Annotated in this window: 23 protein-coding genes; 9 read left to right on the plus strand and 14 right to left on the minus strand. The window is 58.6% G+C overall.

The annotated features are described in order from the left end of the window. The first annotated feature begins 87 nt into the window (after positions 1-87). The 3 genes from panB (at position 88) to glpK (ending at position 3,322) form a co-directional block, all read left to right on the plus strand. Positions 88-927: a 3-methyl-2-oxobutanoate hydroxymethyltransferase gene (gene panB / locus ACR0M9_RS04825; protein WP_267365865.1), complete on the plus strand. Its 840-nt coding sequence runs from the start codon at positions 88-90 to the stop codon at positions 925-927. Further along, positions 924-1,775, plus strand: a complete 852-nt coding sequence (panC, locus tag ACR0M9_RS04830; RefSeq protein WP_480772976.1) for a pantoate--beta-alanine ligase — start codon at positions 924-926, stop codon at positions 1,773-1,775. The genes panB and panC overlap by 4 nt, the downstream gene beginning before the upstream one ends. A gap of 68 nt (positions 1,776-1,843) precedes the next feature. After that, positions 1,844-3,322, plus strand: coding sequence for a glycerol kinase GlpK (glpK, locus tag ACR0M9_RS04835; RefSeq protein ID WP_480772977.1), 1,479 nt, complete (start codon positions 1,844-1,846; stop codon positions 3,320-3,322). Here glpK and smpB read toward each other — a convergent pair. The 6 genes from smpB to arfB form a co-directional block, all read right to left on the minus strand. Continuing rightward, positions 3,319-3,795, minus strand: coding sequence for an SsrA-binding protein SmpB (smpB, locus tag ACR0M9_RS04840; RefSeq protein ID WP_209505165.1), 477 nt, complete (start codon positions 3,793-3,795; stop codon positions 3,319-3,321). The genes glpK and smpB overlap by 4 nt on opposite strands. Positions 3,796-3,853: 58 nt before the next feature. Continuing rightward, positions 3,854-4,396 (minus strand): isopentenyl-diphosphate Delta-isomerase, encoded by a 543-nt coding sequence (gene idi / locus ACR0M9_RS04845; RefSeq protein ID WP_480772978.1) that lies wholly within the window; start codon positions 4,394-4,396, stop codon positions 3,854-3,856. A gap of 200 nt (positions 4,397-4,596) precedes the next feature. Next, positions 4,597-5,010: a c-type cytochrome gene (locus ACR0M9_RS04850; RefSeq protein WP_480772979.1), complete on the minus strand. Its 414-nt coding sequence runs from the start codon at positions 5,008-5,010 to the stop codon at positions 4,597-4,599. Positions 5,011-5,123: 113 nt separating this feature from the next. After that, a complete protein-coding gene (locus tag ACR0M9_RS04855) occupies positions 5,124-6,140 on the minus strand; it encodes a P1 family peptidase (protein WP_480482714.1) in 1,017 nt (338 codons plus the stop codon). 82 nt (positions 6,141-6,222) lie between these two features. Next, positions 6,223-6,969, minus strand: a complete 747-nt coding sequence (locus ACR0M9_RS04860; protein WP_480772980.1) for an SDR family oxidoreductase — start codon at positions 6,967-6,969, stop codon at positions 6,223-6,225. Between the two features lie 60 nt (positions 6,970-7,029). Further along, positions 7,030-7,449: an alternative ribosome rescue aminoacyl-tRNA hydrolase ArfB gene (arfB, locus tag ACR0M9_RS04865; protein ID WP_209505170.1), complete on the minus strand. Its 420-nt coding sequence runs from the start codon at positions 7,447-7,449 to the stop codon at positions 7,030-7,032. A gap of 57 nt (positions 7,450-7,506) precedes the next feature. Between arfB and ACR0M9_RS04870 the strand changes: the two genes are divergently transcribed. Further along, the gene (locus tag ACR0M9_RS04870; protein ID WP_480772981.1) at positions 7,507-7,971 is read left to right on the plus strand and encodes a YybH family protein; all 465 of its coding nucleotides are present in this window, start codon (positions 7,507-7,509) and stop codon (positions 7,969-7,971) included. A 40-nt stretch (positions 7,972-8,011) separates the two neighbouring features. Here ACR0M9_RS04870 and ACR0M9_RS04875 read toward each other — a convergent pair whose 3' ends face one another. Both ACR0M9_RS04875 and mgtE read right to left on the minus strand, forming a co-directional pair. Then, on the minus strand, positions 8,012-8,461 hold the full coding sequence (locus tag ACR0M9_RS04875; protein ID WP_480772982.1) for a CBS domain-containing protein: 450 nt from the start codon (positions 8,459-8,461) through the stop codon (positions 8,012-8,014). Between the two features lie 56 nt (positions 8,462-8,517). Next, a complete protein-coding gene (gene mgtE / locus ACR0M9_RS04880; RefSeq protein ID WP_480772983.1) occupies positions 8,518-9,882 on the minus strand; it encodes a magnesium transporter in 1,365 nt (454 codons plus the stop codon). A gap of 96 nt (positions 9,883-9,978) precedes the next feature. On the opposite strand from mgtE, the gene ACR0M9_RS04885 reads away from it, so the two are divergent. From ACR0M9_RS04885 to ACR0M9_RS04900, 4 genes are read left to right on the plus strand one after another with little or no spacing between them, the layout of a single operon-like run. Continuing rightward, positions 9,979-10,257 carry a hypothetical protein gene (locus tag ACR0M9_RS04885; protein ID WP_480482704.1) on the plus strand — a complete coding sequence of 93 codons (279 nt, stop codon included), beginning with the start codon at positions 9,979-9,981 and terminating at the stop codon, positions 10,255-10,257. Between the two features lie 5 nt (positions 10,258-10,262). Beyond that, positions 10,263-10,763 (plus strand): ATP-dependent zinc protease family protein, encoded by a 501-nt coding sequence (locus tag ACR0M9_RS04890; RefSeq protein WP_480487871.1) that lies wholly within the window; start codon positions 10,263-10,265, stop codon positions 10,761-10,763. Further along, positions 10,760-11,665 carry a 30S ribosomal protein S6--L-glutamate ligase gene (gene rimK, locus ACR0M9_RS04895; protein ID WP_480487873.1) on the plus strand — a complete coding sequence of 302 codons (906 nt, stop codon included), beginning with the start codon at positions 10,760-10,762 and terminating at the stop codon, positions 11,663-11,665. The genes ACR0M9_RS04890 and rimK overlap by 4 nt, the downstream gene beginning before the upstream one ends. Positions 11,666-11,670: 5 nt before the next feature. Continuing rightward, complete coding sequence (locus ACR0M9_RS04900; protein ID WP_480772984.1) at positions 11,671-12,705, plus strand: succinylglutamate desuccinylase/aspartoacylase family protein; 1,035 nt, start codon at positions 11,671-11,673, stop codon at positions 12,703-12,705. Positions 12,706-12,753: 48 nt separating this feature from the next. On the opposite strand, the gene ACR0M9_RS04905 is transcribed toward ACR0M9_RS04900, so the two are convergent. Together ACR0M9_RS04905 and ACR0M9_RS04910 are read right to left on the minus strand one after the other, a co-directional pair. Beyond that, complete coding sequence (locus ACR0M9_RS04905; RefSeq protein WP_480772985.1) at positions 12,754-13,119, minus strand: SPW repeat protein; 366 nt, start codon at positions 13,117-13,119, stop codon at positions 12,754-12,756. Positions 13,120-13,137: 18 nt separating this feature from the next. Continuing rightward, positions 13,138-13,386 (minus strand): EF-hand domain-containing protein, encoded by a 249-nt coding sequence (locus ACR0M9_RS04910; RefSeq protein WP_480772986.1) that lies wholly within the window; start codon positions 13,384-13,386, stop codon positions 13,138-13,140. 256 nt (positions 13,387-13,642) lie between these two features. Here ACR0M9_RS04910 and ACR0M9_RS04915 point away from each other — a divergent pair, with 256 nt between their 5' ends. Then, positions 13,643-14,509 carry a LysR family transcriptional regulator gene (locus ACR0M9_RS04915; RefSeq protein WP_480772987.1) on the plus strand — a complete coding sequence of 289 codons (867 nt, stop codon included), beginning with the start codon at positions 13,643-13,645 and terminating at the stop codon, positions 14,507-14,509. Positions 14,510-14,846: 337 nt separating this feature from the next. Here ACR0M9_RS04915 and ACR0M9_RS04920 read toward each other — a convergent pair whose 3' ends face one another. From ACR0M9_RS04920 to ACR0M9_RS04935, 4 genes are all read right to left on the minus strand, one after another. Then, positions 14,847-15,491 carry a queuosine precursor transporter gene (locus ACR0M9_RS04920; RefSeq protein WP_480772988.1) on the minus strand — a complete coding sequence of 215 codons (645 nt, stop codon included), beginning with the start codon at positions 15,489-15,491 and terminating at the stop codon, positions 14,847-14,849. Positions 15,492-15,582: 91 nt separating this feature from the next. Then, positions 15,583-16,467: an esterase-like activity of phytase family protein gene (locus ACR0M9_RS04925; protein WP_480772989.1), complete on the minus strand. Its 885-nt coding sequence runs from the start codon at positions 16,465-16,467 to the stop codon at positions 15,583-15,585. Continuing rightward, positions 16,440-17,303, minus strand: a complete 864-nt coding sequence (gene mepA, locus ACR0M9_RS04930) for a penicillin-insensitive murein endopeptidase (protein ID WP_480772990.1) — start codon at positions 17,301-17,303, stop codon at positions 16,440-16,442. The genes ACR0M9_RS04925 and mepA overlap by 28 nt, the downstream gene beginning before the upstream one ends. Beyond that, a complete protein-coding gene (locus tag ACR0M9_RS04935) occupies positions 17,300-18,667 on the minus strand; it encodes an MFS transporter (RefSeq protein WP_209598483.1) in 1,368 nt (455 codons plus the stop codon). The genes mepA and ACR0M9_RS04935 overlap by 4 nt, the downstream gene beginning before the upstream one ends. Between the last annotated feature and the right edge of the window lie 72 nt (positions 18,668-18,739).

Here is an 18,739-nt window from a genome sequence, read left to right on the forward strand (position 1 = left end):
CAAGGGAATGTTCGCGCAACCGGGGTTTCTTTGGCCCCGGCCGATCTGCTATGCCGCACTGCAACATAAGCCCTGCAGGAGCCAACCATGAGCGCCACCGCCCGCAAAAAGGCCCCGAACGCCGAAGATATTCGCGCCCGAAAAGGCGGCGTGCCTCTGGTCTCACTGACCGCATACACAACGCCTATGGCGCGCCTGATGGACACGCATTGTGACTTTGTTCTTGTGGGGGACAGCGTCGGGATGGTTTTGCACGGGCTGGAATCCACCCTTGGTGTCACGATGGAGATGATGATCCTGCACGGTCAGGCCGTCGCACGCGGGTTGAGCACGGCGATGATGGTCATCGACATGCCGTTTGGCAGCTATGAGGAAAGCCCGGCACAAGCGTTTCGCAACGCGGCGCGGCTGATGGCGGAAACCGGTGCAGGGGCAGTCAAGCTGGAAGGCGGTGTCGAGATGGCTGAAACCATCCGCTTTCTGGTCAAGCGCGGCATCCCGGTGATGGCGCATATCGGTCTGACCCCGCAATCGATCAACACGCTGGGCGGCTACAAGGTGCAGGGGCGCGACGAACAGGCCGAAACCGTCATGGCAGATGCCCGCGCCGTGGCCGAGGCCGGCGCGTTTTCCGTGGTGCTTGAGAAAGTGCCGCAAGGTCTGGCCGACAGGATCACCGAACAGGTTGCCATCCCCACCATCGGAATCGGAGCGTCCGCCGGTTGTGACGGGCAGATTCTGGTCGTCGATGACATGGTTGGCTTTTTCACCGCCTTCAAACCCAAATTCGTCAAACGCTATGCCGAGCTTGGCCCGTTGGCCGAAGCCGCCATCGCAGATTACGCGGCCGAAGTGCGTGCGCGAACATTTCCGGCGGACGAACATGTCTTTGCTGATCAGGCTCCGGCGAAAGGACCAAAGACGTGACCGCGCCGATCCTGCGCTCGCTGGCGGAACTGCGGACCAAGACGACAGAATGGCACCGCGCAGGTGACGTTATCGGCGTTGTTCCGACCATGGGCGCATTGCACGAAGGGCATTTGTCGCTGGCGCAGGCCGCCAAGGAGAACTGTGACCGGGTGATCGTGACGATCTTTGTGAACCCCAAGCAGTTCAACAACCCCGAAGACCTGGCGAACTATCCCCGCACGGAACATGAAGACGCCCAAAAGCTGGCCCCTTATGGCGTGGATGCGATCTATGTGCCGGACCCTCAGGAAATCTATCCCGACGGCTTTTCCACCACGGTATCCGTGACCGGTTTGACCGACATGATGGAAGGCCCGTTTCGCCCCGGCCATTTCGAAGGCGTGGCCACTGTAGTGGCCAAACTGTTCCTGCAAACGCAGGCGGACCGAGCCTACTTCGGGGAAAAAGACTATCAGCAACTGCTGGTGGTGCGCCGCATGGCCCGCGATCTGGACATTCCCATCGAGGTTGTCGGCTGCCCAACCGTGCGCGAGCCTTCTGGGCTGGCAATGTCGTCGCGCAATCTGCTTTTGTCGCCTGAGGGCGTAAAGGTCGCGTCCCGCATGAACGAGATCATGCGGCGGGTGGCAGATAAGCTTGCCGCTGGCAAGGATTTCGCGGCGCTGGCGCAAGACGCAAAAGCCGCATTGCTGGACGCTGGTTTTACCGAAGTGGAATATATCGATCTGCGCTGCGCCGAGACGCTGGAAAGCCTGCCCAATGCCAACAAACCCGCGCGCTTGTTCGTTACGGCCTGGGCCGATGGCGTCCGCCTGATCGACAATATTCCCGTCGATCCGGTCTGATTTCTGCTCTGGCCCCGGCGCTGTTGTTTGCGCTAAAGTCGCGCAAAATGACACTGGGGAGAGCGGACATGACCTTTATTCTGGCAATTGATCAGGGCACCACGTCCTCGCGCGCGATCCTGTTCGACGGGCAGATGAACCGTGTTGGCACCGCTCAGCAGGAGTTCCCCCAGCATTTCCCGCAAGAAGGTTGGGTTGAACACGACCCCGAGGATATCTGGTCCAGCGTCATGCATGTGTGTCGCGAGGTGATGGAAAGCGCCGGTGTTTCGGCTGACCAGATCACCGGCATCGGCATCACCAACCAGCGTGAAACCACCGTGGTCTGGGACAAGCAGACCGGCAAGGCCATCCATAACGCGATTGTCTGGCAGGACCGCCGCACCGCCGAAATCTGCGCCCGATACAAGCAAGCCGGATGTGAAGATGACGTCACCGCCCAGACCGGCCTGCTGCTGGACCCTTATTTCTCGGGCACCAAGGTCAAATGGCTGCTGGACACCGTTTCAGGCGCACGCGCGCGGGCTGAGGCCGGAGAGTTGCTGTTCGGCACCATCGACAGTTTCCTGATCTGGCGTCTGACCGAAGGTCGTGTCCATGCCACTGACGCCACCAACGCCGCCCGCACCCTGCTGTTCGACATTCACAAAGGCGCCTGGAGCGCTGAGATTTGCGAGTTGCTGGATGTACCCGTTCAAATGTTGCCGAATGTGCAGGATTGCGCCTCGGATTTCGGCGCAACCACCTTGCTTGGCGGGAACATCCCCATTCTGGGTGTGGCAGGCGATCAGCAGGCAGCCACCATCGGACAGGCCTGTTTCCAGCCCGGTATGATGAAATCCACCTATGGCACGGGCTGTTTCGCGCTGCTGAACACGGGTGCGCAGCCAGTTGAATCGAAAAACCGCCTGCTGACGACAATCGCTTACCAATTGGATGGTCAGCGCACCTATGCGCTGGAAGGGTCGATCTTTATCGCCGGGGCCGCCGTGCAATGGCTGCGCGACGCGTTGCAGATCATCGATTCGGCCCCGCAAAGCGGTGATCTGGCTGCGCAGGCCGACCCGAACCAGCATGTGATTCTGGTGCCGGCGTTCACGGGCCTTGGGGCGCCTTACTGGAAGCCGGATTGCCGCGGTGCGATGTTCGGGCTGACACGCAATTCCGGCAGGGCCGAGATTGCCCGCGCCACGCTGGAAAGCATCGCCTTTCAGACCCGCGACCTGTGGCACGCCATGCAGGGCGACTGGGGGGCCGATGCGGATGTCATCCTGCGCGTCGACGGCGGGATGAGTGCATCTGACTGGACAATGCAGGGTCTTTCAGATTGTCTGGGTGCCCCGGTGGATCGCCCGGTTATGCAGGAAACGACCGCCCTTGGCGCCGCATGGCTGGCAGGTATGAAAGCCGGGATTTACCCGGATCAGGTCGGTTTTGCCGAAACATGGGCGCTGGACCGCCGGTTCGAGCCAACGCAAGAGCAAGCCGAACGCGACGCGGCCTATGATCGCTGGCAACGGGCGGTTCAGGCGGCGATGGCGTTCTAGCTGTGATCTTTCAACAAGCGCTGCTTCTGCCTTGACCAGTCACGCTTGGCCTGAGTTTCGCGCTTGTCGTGGGTTTTCTTACCCTTGGCGATGCCGATTTTGATCTTGGCCAGTCCTCTGTGGTTGAAATACAGAACCAGCGGCACCAGCGTCATGCCCTTGCGCTGCGTCGCGTTCCACAGGTTCGACATCTGCTTGCGGGACACCAGCAGTTTCCGGCGGCGACGTTCTTCATGCTTGAACATCTTGGCCTGCTCATACGGCGCGATATAGCTGTTGACCAGCCACAGTTCTCCGTCATCGACCGTGGCATAGCTTTCGGCGATGTTCGAGCCGCCCGCGCGCAGGGATTTGACCTCGGACCCCTGCAGGATGATGCCACATTCAATGTCCTCTTCGATTGCGTAATCGAAGCGGGCGCGCCGGTTTTCGGCGATTACCTTGTAATTCGGGTCTGTCTTCTGCTTGGCCATGACGCGTTGATTTAGGCGGCTTGGGCCGCCCTTGCAAGGCAGGGATTTTCGGTGTGCCTCAGGATTTAGCTGAAATGATCAGGTCCGGGCCGAAAATCGTGTCCGCATGGTTGTGCAGGTAGATCTTGAGCCACGGTGTAAACCGATCCGGGTGGCGGGCCACTTCGGCCAACAGGTCATGGTAGTCGATCCAGCGGATATCCATGACTTCGTCCGGATCAGGCGCGATTTTCAGCGGTCCGCGCACATGGGCCAGAAAAACGTCGACCACTTCGTTTTCCACCATGCAGTTCCCAACATCGGCGTGGTATTCCAAACGGTGACGGTATTCAGGGTAAAGACCTTTGATCCCCAGCTCTTCGTTCAAGCGGCGCACGGCGCAGGTTGAGGAGCTTTCGTCCCAGTCGGGATGCGTGCAGCAAGTGTTCGCCCACAGGCCGGGCGTGTGGTATTTGCCCAGCGCCCGGCGCTGCAACAAAATCTCGGTGCCCCTTACGACAAACACCGACACGGCCTTGTGCTTGAGGCCCTTTTCGTGAGCTTCAAGTTTGTCTACCGGGGTCAATTCACCATTGACCCAAGCCGGGATCATAATGCCCATCTGTCCTCTCCTGTTGCCAATCCGCCTGACGGGCGCTGATGTTGGGTTTAGCTGTTGCCGGGTCGGCTTGGCGTTGCGGCACACTCTGCGGTTTGCCGTCAGATACCAAAGTGGCGCTGTTCTACACTGGTATCAATCGCACCAAAGGCCGCAGGGGCTGCGGCCTTTGGTCCTTGTGCATGGGTGCACAATGCTAGCGTTTATTCGCCTGATACACTGACGATATAGGCGTAGACGTCTTCACCGCCGCTTTTCAGTTTGAAGGTCATTTTCGACTTGGCAGCGGTGTCGTCCAGATACGATTTCAGGAAGCCCTTAGGGTCCTGCGTGTATTCCGCAAAGGAGGCCTCATCCCAGACCAAACCCTTCTCACCGGCTGCGACGATGCTGTCGCCATATTTGAAGTCTTCGTAGGTTCCGGCAGTGCGGCCAGCGACACCATAGAGGTTGGGACCGGTTTTGCCCCCTTTGACAATGACTTCTCCGGCCGGGTCAGCGATCATGTGGCAGGACTTGCATTTGTTGAAAGCTTTCTCACCGGCTTCGGCATCGCCTTCGGCATGGGCGGGCAGCGCCAGCAGGCCAGCGATTGCGATAGTGAGGATACGATTCATAGCTTGTGCTCCGATACAAATTGGCTGCACCGAATGGACCCCCGGCGCATAAAAGTGTCAACGCGCGGATTGCCGCGCGCATCTACAGTGCCACTGCGACACATGGTGTGTCCTTAACTTAAGTCATGTACAGCGGTCCAGCAGGGCAACAGGTCTCCTTCCGCCGGGGTCGCCAGATAAACCGCCCGCGCGATGGCGCGGGACAGGCACAGCGAAGCCGCGTGCCCGATCAGAGCAAGATCGGCTTCGGATGCGATGGGGCGGGCGCCGGTACTGATGCCAAAAACCAGATCACCGTCGCCGGGTGTGTGTGCGGGAAGGATCGCCCGGGCAATTCCGTCGTGGGCGGCAACGGCCAATCTTTGGCATTGTGGTTTGGTCAATGCGGCATCCGTGGCAACGATGGCGATGGTCGTGTTTGTCTGTTCGGGTTGCGCTGGACTCATGGCCATCGCTTTGCGGCTGGGGCGGATCCGGCTTTGATCCGGCGACATATCGGGGCCCAGCCCGCCAAATTCTGCACCTTGTTCAAAGGGTGCCGCCCAAAAGTGCCGGTCACCCGGTGTTGTGACACTGCCCAGCGGGTTCGTCGCAACGAGGGCCCCGACCGTGACCCCATCAGGCAGAATGGACGAAGCAGAGCCAAGCCCGCCCTTCTGCATTGCGGCCAACGCCCCGGTGCCCGCCCCGACGGACCCCAAATCAAAATCTTTTGAAGCGGCCAGATAAGCGGCTCGCCCCAGCGCACGATAGGGGTTTTCCGCCCAATCCTTTGCACCGCCATTGAGCAGATCAAACAGGATCGCGCCGGGAATGATCGGAACCTTCGCGGACCCGACGGGAAATCCGCGCCCTTCGGCCCGCATCGCATCTGAAACACCCGAGCAGGCGTCCAGTCCAAATGCCGATCCGCCGGACAGAACCAGCGCGTCCACCCCTGTGACGGTTTTATCAGGCGCAAGCAGATCGGTTTCGCGCGTACCCGGTGCCCCGCCCATCACATGGACCGACGCTACAAACGGTTTATCTGCCGTGAGAACCGTGGTCCCGGACTTCAGAGCGTCGTCCTGTGCGTTTCCAACCTTCAGGCCGGGGACATCGGTAATCAGGTTTCTTGGTCCAGGGATCATCTTGAACTCGGGATTGGTGCGGGGAAGCGCGCGGGCGCGCGCTGCCTCCGGCGGGGATATTTTTGGCCAGATGAAGAGCGGATCAGATACATCGGCCGCCATCAACTTCGAGCGCGGTGCCGGTGATCATGCTGGCCTCGTCCGAACACAGGAAACAGGCGGCGTTGGCCATGTCTTCGGGTGTTGAAAACCGTCCCAATGGGATGGTCGCCAGGAACTTGGCGCGAATCTCGGGCGTGTCTTCGCCCATGAAAGATTTCAACAGCGGTGTTTCACCCGCGACTGGACAGATCGCGTTCACGCGAATGCCGGTTGGGGCCAGTTCGACCGCCATAGTTTTGGTTGCCGTGATCATCCACCCTTTGGACGCGTTGTACCAGTTCAGATTCGGGCGCGGTGACAGGCCCGCTGTCGAGGCCACGTTCAGAATTGCGCCCGCGCCGCGCACCTTCATATGGGGAACAAATGCCCGGGCGGTCAGATAGACGGACTTCATGTTCACGTTGAAGACCCGGTCGAAATCATCCTCGGTGACGTTTTCCAGAGGGGTTGGCAAGTGGGTGACACCTGCATTGTTTACCAGAATATCGAGCGCCCCAAAGGCGGCAAGTGCCGTGTCCGCCATCACTTGAACCGAAGCCCCGTCGCCGACGTCGACCTGATGCGCCAATGCCCCGGCCCCAAGTTGCGCCGCCATCTCAGCGGCTGCGTCACCGTTGATATCCGCAATCATGACGCGTGCGCCTTCGGCTTGGAATTTCTGCACGATCCCCGCACCGAACCCGGATGCGCCGCCGGTGACGATTGCGGTTTTTCCCTCCAGCCTCATGACGTTACCCTTTTGCAGCCTTTGCGGGCCAGACTATCAACGCCCCGGCAAGATGCCAGATCAATCTTCAGACACCTTGCCCCGCAGCGCCTTGACGTCGCCACGCGCCTTTTTCGCGGCAAGCCGACGCTTGACCGAGCCATAGGTCGGTTTCGTTGCGATCCGCCGTTTAGGTTTGACCAGCGCGCGGGAGATCAGTTCTGCCAGCCTTGCGCGCGCGATTTCACGGTTGCGGGCCTGCGAGCGTGTTTCCTCACATTGAATGATGATTGCGCCGTCTTTGGTCCAGCGTCGCCCGGCCAGTCGCTTTAACCGGGCCTTGACCGGATCGGGCAAGGACGGCGAGCGTGCAGCTTCGAAGCGCAGCTCGACTGCGGTCGACACCTTGTTGACATTCTGCCCTCCGGGACCGGACGACCGTACAAAGCTTTCGGTCATTTCCCAGTCTTGCAGCGCGATATCATCGGTGATGTGCAGCATGGCAGTGTCAGCTTGGTGACTTGGGCGAATGAAAAAGAAGAGTCGCGATCCCGACCCGTGCCGTCGGATACCCGCAACATGCGGGCGGGCGTAAGCCATTGCGGCACAGCATTTCAGCAAGTCTCCTCATCCTCGGTGCCTAACGCAGTGCATATGTGCGATCAAGCCTGCTTTGGCAGGTCGCGCAATTCAGAATCCTGGCGGTGGCCGGGACGTTTGTTCGCGTCAGCTGCGTTCTTTACCGAAGACGTCATGTTGTTGGCGCCCGGCGAGCCCCTGCTGCGCGGGCGCGAAGCGTTCATCGAAGCCTATAAGGAAAGAATGAAGGAAAACATCGGCGGAACACATACAAATGAGTTGATCGATTTCGGTGTCGATAGTGATACCGCCTATCAGGTCGGATCCTTTGCATTTGCTGACTCTGATCCGCCGGAAAAAGGGAAGTTTGTGAACGTCCTGAAACGCCAGAAGGATGGCACCTGGAAAGTCAGCATTTCCATCTTCAACAGTGACCTTCCGTAGCGGCCCTGAGTTGAGAGCGAGCAGACATGGAACCGAGGTGTCAGGCGATTGACTGGCCTTGAGCACCGCGGGCGATATCACGCAACACCTTCAGCTCCAGCTCGTCTTCCTCATGCACCCGTGCCAGGATTTCTTTGCTGCTCACGACGGCAATTGCTTTTCCATTCTGAGTTACGACAAGATTTCGGATTTTGTGCTTGGCCATCAGATTAAGACCATTGGACAGCTTCGAACCCAGCGCGCAGGTGACAGGTTTTTCCGTCATCCAGTCACCCACTGTCTGCTTGTAGAAAGCCGAGCCGGAATCCGCCAGGCACAGCAACACGTCATGATCCGTGATAATCCCGACCAGCTTCCCATCGCTGAGAACCGCCAACGCATTCACATCCAGCAAAGCAATGGTGACGGCCGCATCGAACACCGTTGTGTCAGTGTCGCAAAATGGCGGCTTTTTCAGGTTCTGCGTTTTGACAATGCTTGAGATCGTCATGTCTTCCTCGTGGTTGAGCGCCCGACCCCTGTGTTGATCAGGGCGCATGAAAAACACTAATTCAGGAGCGGCATCATCGCCGTTGCAAGGCTCAGGACCAGGAAAAACCCTGCCATGTCAGTGATCGTCGTCAGCAAAGGGCCACTGGCGACCGCCGGGTCCTGACCGATGCGCTTTAACAACAACGGCAGAACGCCACCGATCGACACCGCGATGATCGTGTTCAGGCCCAGTGCGCCGCCAATCACCAAACCCAGAAACGGGTTTCCTTTCCACATCCAGGCAACGAGTCCGATCAGCAGGCCAAGGACACAGCCGTTGATGATGCCGACCGAAACCTCTTTTATCCAGACCCGCACAGCATCAATGGGCCGGACCAGACCAAGCGACAGCTCGCGCATGCTGACCGCAACGGCCTGATTTCCGGAACAACCGCTCATATCAGAGACCATCGGCAGGAACACAGCCAGAGCGATCACGGCAGAAAGGGTCTGTTCATAGGCGGAAATCACACTGGCCGCGATCACGTTGAGCACGATGTTAGCCGACAACCATTGAAGCCGTCGCCGCGCCCTGAGCGGCAAAGGCATCGATCGCAGTTCGTCGCCAAAGACACCCTGACGTTTCAGGCTTGCCGATTCCGCGCGCTTCAGCAGCGCCTCATCCACGGCAGAGCGGGAAACGACACCCACAAGATTCCCGTCCGTTTCGACAACCGGCAACCCAAGAAAAGGGTGCTCATCGAAAAGGTCCTCCAGTTCTTCCAGCGGCATTGTGGCCGGAACCGTGATGGGGGGCACCATGATATCGGTGAGTTTGATGCTTCGCCGTGTGGACAGCAGGCTGCGTAAGGACAGCACCCCGACAGGCACGCCATCGGAATTCAAAACGTAGGGGTGCTGGCCACGGTAACGTTCCAGATCGTATTCTTCATGAGCGAAACGCCGCAGAACCTTTCCGACTGTATCGCCATCGGAAAAGGTAAAGGCTTCGGCCACCATCAGACCACCGGCGACATCGTCGTCATATTCAACCAGCCGCCGGACATCCGCCGCATCTTCCGGGTCCATCCGGGCAAGGATCGCTTCTGCATCGGCGTCTTCTAGTTCACCGATCAAATCCGCCTGAATGTCGGAATCCAGCTCAAGGATGATCTCGGCGGCCTGTTCGGATACCAAGCGTTCAACAAGATCGACCGCCAGCGCGTTTGGCGCTTCTTCGACCAGTTCGGCCGCACGTTCCGGTGGCAGCAACGAGAGCGCGGCGCTTCGCTGGTCAACGGGCAGGTTGAGCAATTCCCGCAAGGCATCGCTGAGCGAAAGCGGATCAAGCAGGTCTGCCAGCGCCGCCCCGTCGCGATTTTCCAACGCCAGCTGAAGCTGCGTCCCTGTTTCCTTTGGTAAGGAGTCCGTATCGCTCATCCGCCGACCTGTGGGGGTATAGATTCTTAACTTACGCCGATATAGCAGAAATTATTTGCCTATAGACAAAAAAATTTTTGATTTGTAAGAAAGTGCATGCAGGAAAATGACTGGATATCCGCCGCAGCCGAACGTCTGGCCGTCTTGTACGATCAGGAGTTTGGCGGCAAGGCCAGCGGACGGTATCGCATTCCGGACAAGTTGGTGCGTCGGATCGCCGGGCGCAGGCGTTTGTATGAAGCAGATATCCGCGCCCTGTCGATCGCACTTTTTGAACTTGGGTATGTGTTAATCGATATGGATAGTTTTTACGTTGTGATGAGCGCGAATTCGTTTGTGAATTACCGGCGCGCCAATGATGACTGCGTGGCTTAGTCGCCATGGCTAAACAAACAGGATACCCCGAAGTCATAGGATGGCGCGAGCGGATCAGCCTGCCCGAGTTCGGGATCGAGCATATTCCAGCAAAGATAGACACAGGCGCCAGAACCGCGGCCCTGCATGCCGTGGACCAGACCGTGTTCGAGGTTGATGGCGAACGATGGGTCGAGTTCATGATCCCGGTCCATAACCGCCGTTCATCGGGTCGGGTGCGCACGCGGGTTGTAGACGAGCGGGAAATCAAGAACACTGGTGGCATTCCGGAACGCCGGTTGATTGTCAGAACGCAACTTCTGCTTGGACGGCATCGCTGGCTGATCGACGTTTCGCTGGCCAATCGCGCGAGGATGGAGTTTGATCTGATCCTTGGCCGTACCGCCATTCGACGGCGCGGGATCCTTGTCGATCCCGGCCACTCATATCTTCTGGATGCACGAAAAGACCCGAAAAAGATGAAGAGCAAGACAAGATCCAAGGACGCAGAAGGACGACATCAATGAAGCTTGTCATGCTTGCCCGAAATCCAAACCTGTATTCCCACCAGCGTCTGAAAGAGGCTGCTGAACAACGCGGGCACCAGTTGGATATCGTGAACACGCTACGCTGTTACATGAATATCGCGTCGCGCCGACCCGAGGTTTATTACGACGGCAAAAAGCTTGGGCGCTATGACGCGGTGATCCCACGGATCGGCGCTTCGGTCACATTCTATGGGCTGGCCGTGTTGCGGCAGTTCGAAATCATGGGTGTATTTCCGCTCAACGAGTCGGTTGCAATTGGCAGATCCCGTGACAAGTTGCGGTCCATGCAGCTGATGGCACGTGACGGGATCGGATTGCCGGTCACCACCTTCGCGCATGACCCGAAACAGACCGACGAAGTTCTCAAACTGGCGGGGGACGCTCCGCTGGTGGTCAAGCTGCTGGAGGGCACGCAGGGCATCGGAGTGGTGCTTGCGGATTCAAACCGGTCGGCAAAATCCGTGGTCGAGGCGTTTCGCGGCGCCAAGGTCAACATCATGGTACAGGAGTTCATCAAGGAAGCAGGCGGCACGGATATTCGTGCGCTTGTGGTCGGTGGAAAGGTGATCGCGGCGATGCAACGAAAAGGGGCAGAGGGCGAGTTCAGATCAAACCTGCATCGGGGTGGCAGCGCCAAGCCTATCAAAATCTCACCCGAGGAACGCTCGACAGCCGTGCGTGCGGCCAAGGCCATGGGTCTTAATGTGTGCGGTGTCGATATGCTGCGCGCCAATCACGGTGCGGTGGTGATGGAAGTGAACTCCTCACCCGGGCTTGAAGGGGTTGAAAAGGCCACCGGCATTGATGTCGCCGGCAAAATCATCGAGTTTCTCGAAAAGAATGCCGCCAAAGGCAACACAAAGACACGAGGCCGTGGGTAGAGGCAATGCGCGGTCCCTTTGAAATCGGAGGTTTTCGCGTACCGCCCGGCACACGAACCACTCTGGATTTGCCGGTTAGCGTGCTGTCGGATCATACACCGGTGAGCATGTCAGTACACGTGGTTCACGGCCGCCGCCCCGGACCGGTCCTGTTCGTCAGTGCCGCCGTTCACGGTGATGAGGTGATCGGCGTGGAAATCGCGCGGCGACTGCTTCGGGCGCCACAGCTTGACAAGCTTGCGGGTACCTTGCTGGTCATACCGATCGTGAATGCCTTTGGTTTCATGACACATTCCCGATACCTTCCCGACAGGCGCGACCTGAACCGTTCCTTCCCCGGTAGTGAGGGGGGATCGCTGGCCGGTCGGCTGGCGCATCTTTTCATGACCGAGATCGTCGAGCGGTCGGACCTGGGGATCGATCTTCATTCTGCCGCGATTCATCGCACCAATCTGCCGCAGATCCGCGTCTCTCCGGCTTCGGATGTCACCCTTAGATACGCGGATGCCTTCGGTGCGCCCGTGGTGATGATCTCAAAGCTGCGCGACGGATCGCTGCGCAAGGCCGCGCAAGAGCGTGGTGTGGATATCCTGCTGTTCGAGGGCGGTGAGGGTCTGCGTTTCGACGAACTGTCTGCACGGGCGGGGGTTGCTGGCATCCTTCGGGTGATGAACGCAAAGGGCATGGTTGCCAAGCGTGGCATCGCCGCTGTGCGCGAAAAGCCTGTCCATGTCCGGTCAAGCTCATGGATGCGCGCGCCCGCCGGTGGCCTGTTGCGAACTTTCAAAGCGACCGGAGAATACGTGGCTTCTGGTGACCTGCTTGGACGCATTTCCGACCCGTTCGGAGAACTCAGGACCGATATCATCTGCGAAACCACGGGTATCATCGTGGGGCGCACTAATCTGCCTGTCGTTCATGAAGGTGACGCGTTGTTTCATATTGCGGAAACGACCGGCTCGGATGTCGAAATGCGGGTCGATACAATCGCCAGCCAGCTTGAAGGCGATCCGATGTTCGATGAAGACGAGATCATTTAGACGCCGGAGCCGAAAGAAACGCGGGGCAGTTGCCTGCCCCGCGCCAGCCTACAGGATCGCACGCAATCTGTTACTCGCCAGCGCCTCCCAAGCGGCGAGCGCGATCAGCGCAGATCCCGTGAGCCAAGCATTTGCCGCTGCCACACCATGACCTGTAAAATGCAGTACCTCGGGCGCGGCGATCAGCAATGCCCCGACCGCCAATACCGGAGCCACCCGTGCGAGAAGGTGGCCCCGGCCGCTAGCGCCTGACATGACCAACACACCAATACCGATCGTCATGAAGGCGAGCGACTCACGGTCAGACGAACCGTGAGCTAGGGTTTTCTGGCTGAACAGTACAAATGGGGACAGCACTAACCAGATACCCATCCCGGCAAGCATCCACCTGTAGGGTGGAGAGGGGTTTCTCATGTTCTTGGCAACCCTGGCTTATTCGTCACCTTTGGGTTCAGGAAGCAACTTTGCCTCGACCGCAGCGACCATTTCTTCGTCATTGACGAAACCATCGGCATCCGTGTCAATTTCGGCAAAGCTCTCACTGGTAATATCGGGATAATTTGTCTGTAGCTCGGTCAGCGAAGCCAGACCATCACCGTCCGTGTCCAGTCCTACCGGCAAGGCAGCGGCCGGAAGGGCAAGGAATGACGCGAGCAGAGCAACAACAGAAACTCGACTCATTTTGTTCTCCATCAGGGAATGGGCGGTTTACCCATTGAGGGGTTGGTGCAGCGCTTGGGTGTCGGAGGCTTATCTACGGCAGACAGATTACACCTGTTCCGCAGATCGGGTTGTCCACTATACGATGAAAACTGTTGATTGGCGGTCCGATCCGGTGGGGGCACTTTCGCGCTACGCAGCATATATCGCACATCCGCATAGCGTTGAATAACGAATTTATATCACCCATAATATCGAATATTCAAATAGGTGAACGATGGACATTGAGCTCGCCCGAACCTTCCTTGCGGTCGTTGAAACCGGTACTTTTCTTGACGCAGCGGACAAGGTCCATGTTACGCAATCGACCGTCAGCATGCGGATCCGAACGCTCGAACAACAGCTTGGACAGCCCGTGTTTGAACGCAGCAAGTCCGGTGCGACCCTGACCATTGCCGGGCGGCATTTCCTCAAACATGCGCAGGTTCTGGTGCGAACGTGGACCCAGGCCAAGCTGGATGCCGGTCTGCCTGCTTCGATGGCAGCCGCCTTGGAAATCGGCGCAACACCAAGTCTTTGGGACGGCTATCTAATCAACGCCCTGCCCGAGTTGATGGCGGCACTCCCTGACGTCGCCATCCGGGCGACAGCGGCCTCGTCGGAAACACTCGCGCGCGAAATCGAGGAAGGCAGCCTGGATCTTGCCATCATGTACCGGCCGCGAAACGCGCCGGGCTTGTCCGCGCTCCAGCTTTTCGAGGACGAGTTTGTCCTTGTCAGCAGCGGCCCGGAAGCCCTGCCCGCTGATCTGGGCAACGCTTATGTCCTGATAGACTGGGGCCCGGAGTTTCGCGCCGATCATATGCTGAACTTTCCGGAACTTGATGCGCCGCGCCTTCAGCTGGGCATTGGCACCCTCGGCCTGCAATATCTTCGGTCGGTTCCCTCGGCCGGATATTTCCCACAGCGTGTTGTCGAACCGGAACTTCGCAAAGGCTGGCTCAAGTTGATCGAAATGGCACCCAGATTCGCTTATGCCGCCTATGTCGTGTTCGATGAAAGCGAGGAAGAAGGATATCCGGGTCAGGCCGCGCGGCAGCTTTGCCAGACATCAAGTGCACGCGGCCAGACACCGAAGCTTTGACGACACGTATTCACGCCGTTGCCGCGACCAAGCTTTATGCTGCGTCGAACGCAGCCAGCCTCCGCGCACGGTAAGTTTTGAACACCCCCAGAAAGTGAAGGGATCAAAAAGGGCCGCCCCAGCGGGACGGCCCTTCGAAAGTTCAGGAGGTCGGGTCGGTTAGATCAATCGACCAGCCGGAGCGAGCGCTCCGCCAAGGGCTGCCCTAACGGGCGATCCCCCCGGTTGTTCCGACACCTCTCTCCAATCTCTTTCTTGACACTGGATCACCTCCTTTTCTATCTGTTGCGGTTGAAAAGAAGCGTGCCACAAGTTGTGCCATTCTCAAAGCGTTTTTTTACACAGGCTGCACAGTCAGCCGCGCAACGATCACCTTGAACGGGATCAGGGCGATCAGCGCCAGTGAAAGCTTCACCAACCAGTCCGCAAAAGCCAGCGTCACCCAAAGTGGTGCCATCGGGCCGGACAGCATGAACGGAACAGGTTCCCACGCCCAGTTGATTGCGGCGTCAGCATTGGCGCCGAAGAAGGTGACCGAAGCCGAAAAGGCGAGGGTGAAGAAGATCGCGGTATCCAGTGCCGACCCCACCAGCGTCGACACCAGCGGTGCACGCCACCAGCGACCACCGCGCAGGGAATTGAACACGGTGACATCCGTCAGTTGCGCGATCAGGAAGGCGGTTCCCGATGCAACGGCGATGCGCAGCGGTACGGCAGCATAGGTGAACCCGTCACCCTGCAACATGATCTGGCTGCCGATCAGCGAACAGATAACACCGGTGACAAAGCCGGCAAACACGACCTTACGGGCCGGACCCACGCCATAGACGCGGTTCATGATGTCTGTAACCAGAAAGGCCAGCGGATAGGTGAAAGCACCCCATGTCAGCAGCCCGTCAAGGATCAGGAACTGGACCAGAATGTTCGAGGCCACAACAATGGTGGCCATGGCAATAATGCCGGGAATGAAGTTACGTTGCATGTTTTGATGCCCGTTTTGACAAGGTAGCGGCGACTTGGCCAAGGGACCGTCCCAAGGCAAGCCGTGCCTTTAGACCTTTGCCTGCGCCCTGTCAATCGGGCAGCAGGTATTCCACAAGTTCGGTCCGCTGCAACGCCAGAAAGTTGTCATCTGAAATCATCGAGGCGCGCAACCGGCCCTGCCCGTCGCGCCAGACCGACAATCCTTCGAGGTTGTCATGTGCGCCCGTTCCGGTTTCGAACAGGGTTTCCTCTGCGCCTGGTTTCTCGTTCTCCACGTCCCATCGCCGCAGTCGCGATCGAAAACCGACCAAGGATACCTTGCGTTCCAAAACGTAGAACCGTCCATCGGGACCGAAATCCGCGGCAACGGGTTTAAAGCCGCCGCGCTGTGGCAGAACAAACGGGGTCGACCATGTGCCGCCATTCCAACGGTAAACCGGAATGTCCCCTTTAGCGGTGCGGTTCTTTTCCGGCAAAGTGTAAAGCCAGCCGCGCCCATCAATGGCCAGAGCTTCGAAAGAACCATTGTCGGCAAGGTCCCGAAACGCATTCGGGCGAGGTAACACACGCGCGCTTGAGCCCGGTGCAGGGTAATAGGCGACACGATGCACCCCTTCGAACGAGATGAATATCCCGCCATCCGGCGTCACCGCGATGCCTTCGGAATCGCCGACACCGCCTTTCATGATATGCCCATTGCTGGACAGCACCGGCCATTGACCAAGAACGTGAATATCCGCGATCTGGCCTTCGCGCCGCTCAATCCGCGCGGTCACGATCCGCGCCCGGTCGCTAAGCGCAATCATTTGGCCTCCGTCGTCCGAGATATGAAGCGCTGAAAATCCGCCAAACCAACTTGCTGGATGCCGCCAAACGAAACTGTCCAGGTGGGCCGCAGATTTCACATCCAGCGCGGCGGCCACCGGGGCAAGAAACAGCGCTACACTCAGTTGGATTGCAAAACGGCGGAGCATTGTTGCGGCAAGTCGGCCAGAACGTATTCCCGGCGTTTCTTCGGCGGCGGCGCATTCGGATCGGGTGGCGGCGGGTTCAGGATGTTGTGCACCCATTGACGGGCCTCGGCGCAGCCATCGCCCTTGGGGGGTGGGTCCTGATTCACGCAACCCTTTGCCCCTCTGGGACAATTCAGGCGCACGTGGAAATGATAGTGATGCCCCCACCAGGGCCTTATCTTGCGCAGATAGTCGCGGTTCCCCTTTTCATCGTCGCACATCTGAACCTTGGCCCCGGGAAACACGAAAATCCGGGCCACACGCTTGTCTTTTGCCGCTTCACGCAACAGTGCATGATGCTGCTTGGTCCAGTTGCCGTTGACGTAAGCGCCATTGGAACGACGAAGAGAGATGGACGAGATGTTTTCGCGCGATTTGCGGCTCAGGCGCATGTTTTCGCCCGGCAGCATCCAGATATCGATGTCCAGCCCCAGCTGATGGCTGCGATGGCCCGAGGTCATCGGCCCGCCGCGTGGCTGGCTGATATCCCCTATATAGAGACCGTTCCATCCCGGTTGACTGGCTGCAAACCTGCTGAGGTCCTGCACGTAGTCAATCGTCTGCGGATGCCCCCAGTTGCGATTACGCGACAGGCGCATCGCCTGCCAAGTAGGCCCCGTTTCAGGCAGTTGAACTGCCCCCGCAGCACATCCGCGCGAATAACTGCCGAAAGCGGCCGGTTTTTGCTGTGAACCTTGTTTCTGCGCCCCGAACAACTGCTTTGCCAGCGGTTCTGCCGTCGCAGTGCCTGCAAAAGCAAGCGCCGCCAAAATTACCAAAAAACGTTTTAAAATCATCTGCTCTGATCCCCTTCCGGTCTCACCCAGCGCATCAGGAATAGACCCAGAATAAACAACAGAACGATGGGTGACACCCCCAGACGAGCACTTCCTGTCACCGTGGTGGCGATCCCGATCAGAAGTGGCGCAGCAAAGGCGGTGGCACGACCCGACAGACCATAAAGGCCAAAGCTTTCGACGGGGGTTGCCGGGTCCGTATGCCGGACCATCATCGACCGGCTACAGGATTGCAGAATGCCGCCCATGCCTCCGATCAGGATACCGCAACCAAAGAAAACCATATCCGGCAAGCCCGACCCTTCGGACATGGCGATACCGAATATCTGGGACCGGTCCATTGAAACGATGGTGATGCAGACAAGGATCAACACCCAGATCGCAACGATGATCACGGGCTTGGGACCATATTTCTTGTCCAGCTTGCCGCCCACCCAGGAAAATGCCGCTGCAGCCAGAACGCTGACGATGCCGAAAACACCGATCTTGATCAGGTCCCATTCCAACACTAGCCGGGCATAGACGCCGCCAAAACTGTAAAGCCCGTTCAGCGCATCCCGATAGAACATGGATGAGCCCAGGTAACTGGCCAAACTGGTGCGATGGCGCAGGTTAGACACTGATTTTGCCAACAGCCGCAGCGCCTCGGCAACGCTGCCCTTTTTGTTTGTCGTTTCGTCGTCATGGACCCAAAGGAAGTAGGGCACCATGAACAGAATGAACCACCCCGCAGTAAACGGCCCAACAAACCGCGTACCCTGCTGTTGCGACGCATCCAGCCCAAACAAGGGGTCCATCCCGATCAGCGTTTTGCCGTTGGCCTGCTCCACAAACAGTGCAAGCATGATCGCCAGCGAGATCAGGCCGCCGAAATAGCCGAAGGCAAAGCCCGAGCCGGAGATTTCGCCCACTTCGCTGTCATCACCCAGATCGGGCAGTTGGGAATTGATGAAGATCAGGGCGTATTCCGCGCCGATGAAACCCAGACCAAAGGCAGACAGCATCAACCACATGTTCGAGCCATCGGGCATCGTGTACCAAAGCGCGCCGGAACCTACTGCGTACATCACGGAAAAGGCGAATATCCAGGGGATTCGCCGACCCGACACATCGGCCATCGCCCCCATCAGCGGTGCACCGAAGGCAATAATCAAACCAACTATGGTCATGCAGTTGGCCCAGACCACCTGCGCCTGTGCATCCGCAGACCCCGCGTCCAGGCCGGACGCCAGATAATATTCCGCAGCGACGCCCGCGAAGTAAGGGCCGAACACGAACGTGACCAAAAGAGTGTGATAGGGCTGACTGGCCCAATCGAAGAACCACCAGCCCCAGATACGCCTGCGCTTGGATATTTCTGCCATTTCTGCCCCTGTTTTCTTGTTGCGGTCATAAGACGGGGCTTTGGGGCAATTCGCAAGCGCAGAGTTCAGCCT

Source organism: Ruegeria sp. CH2 (assembly GCF_056537065.1).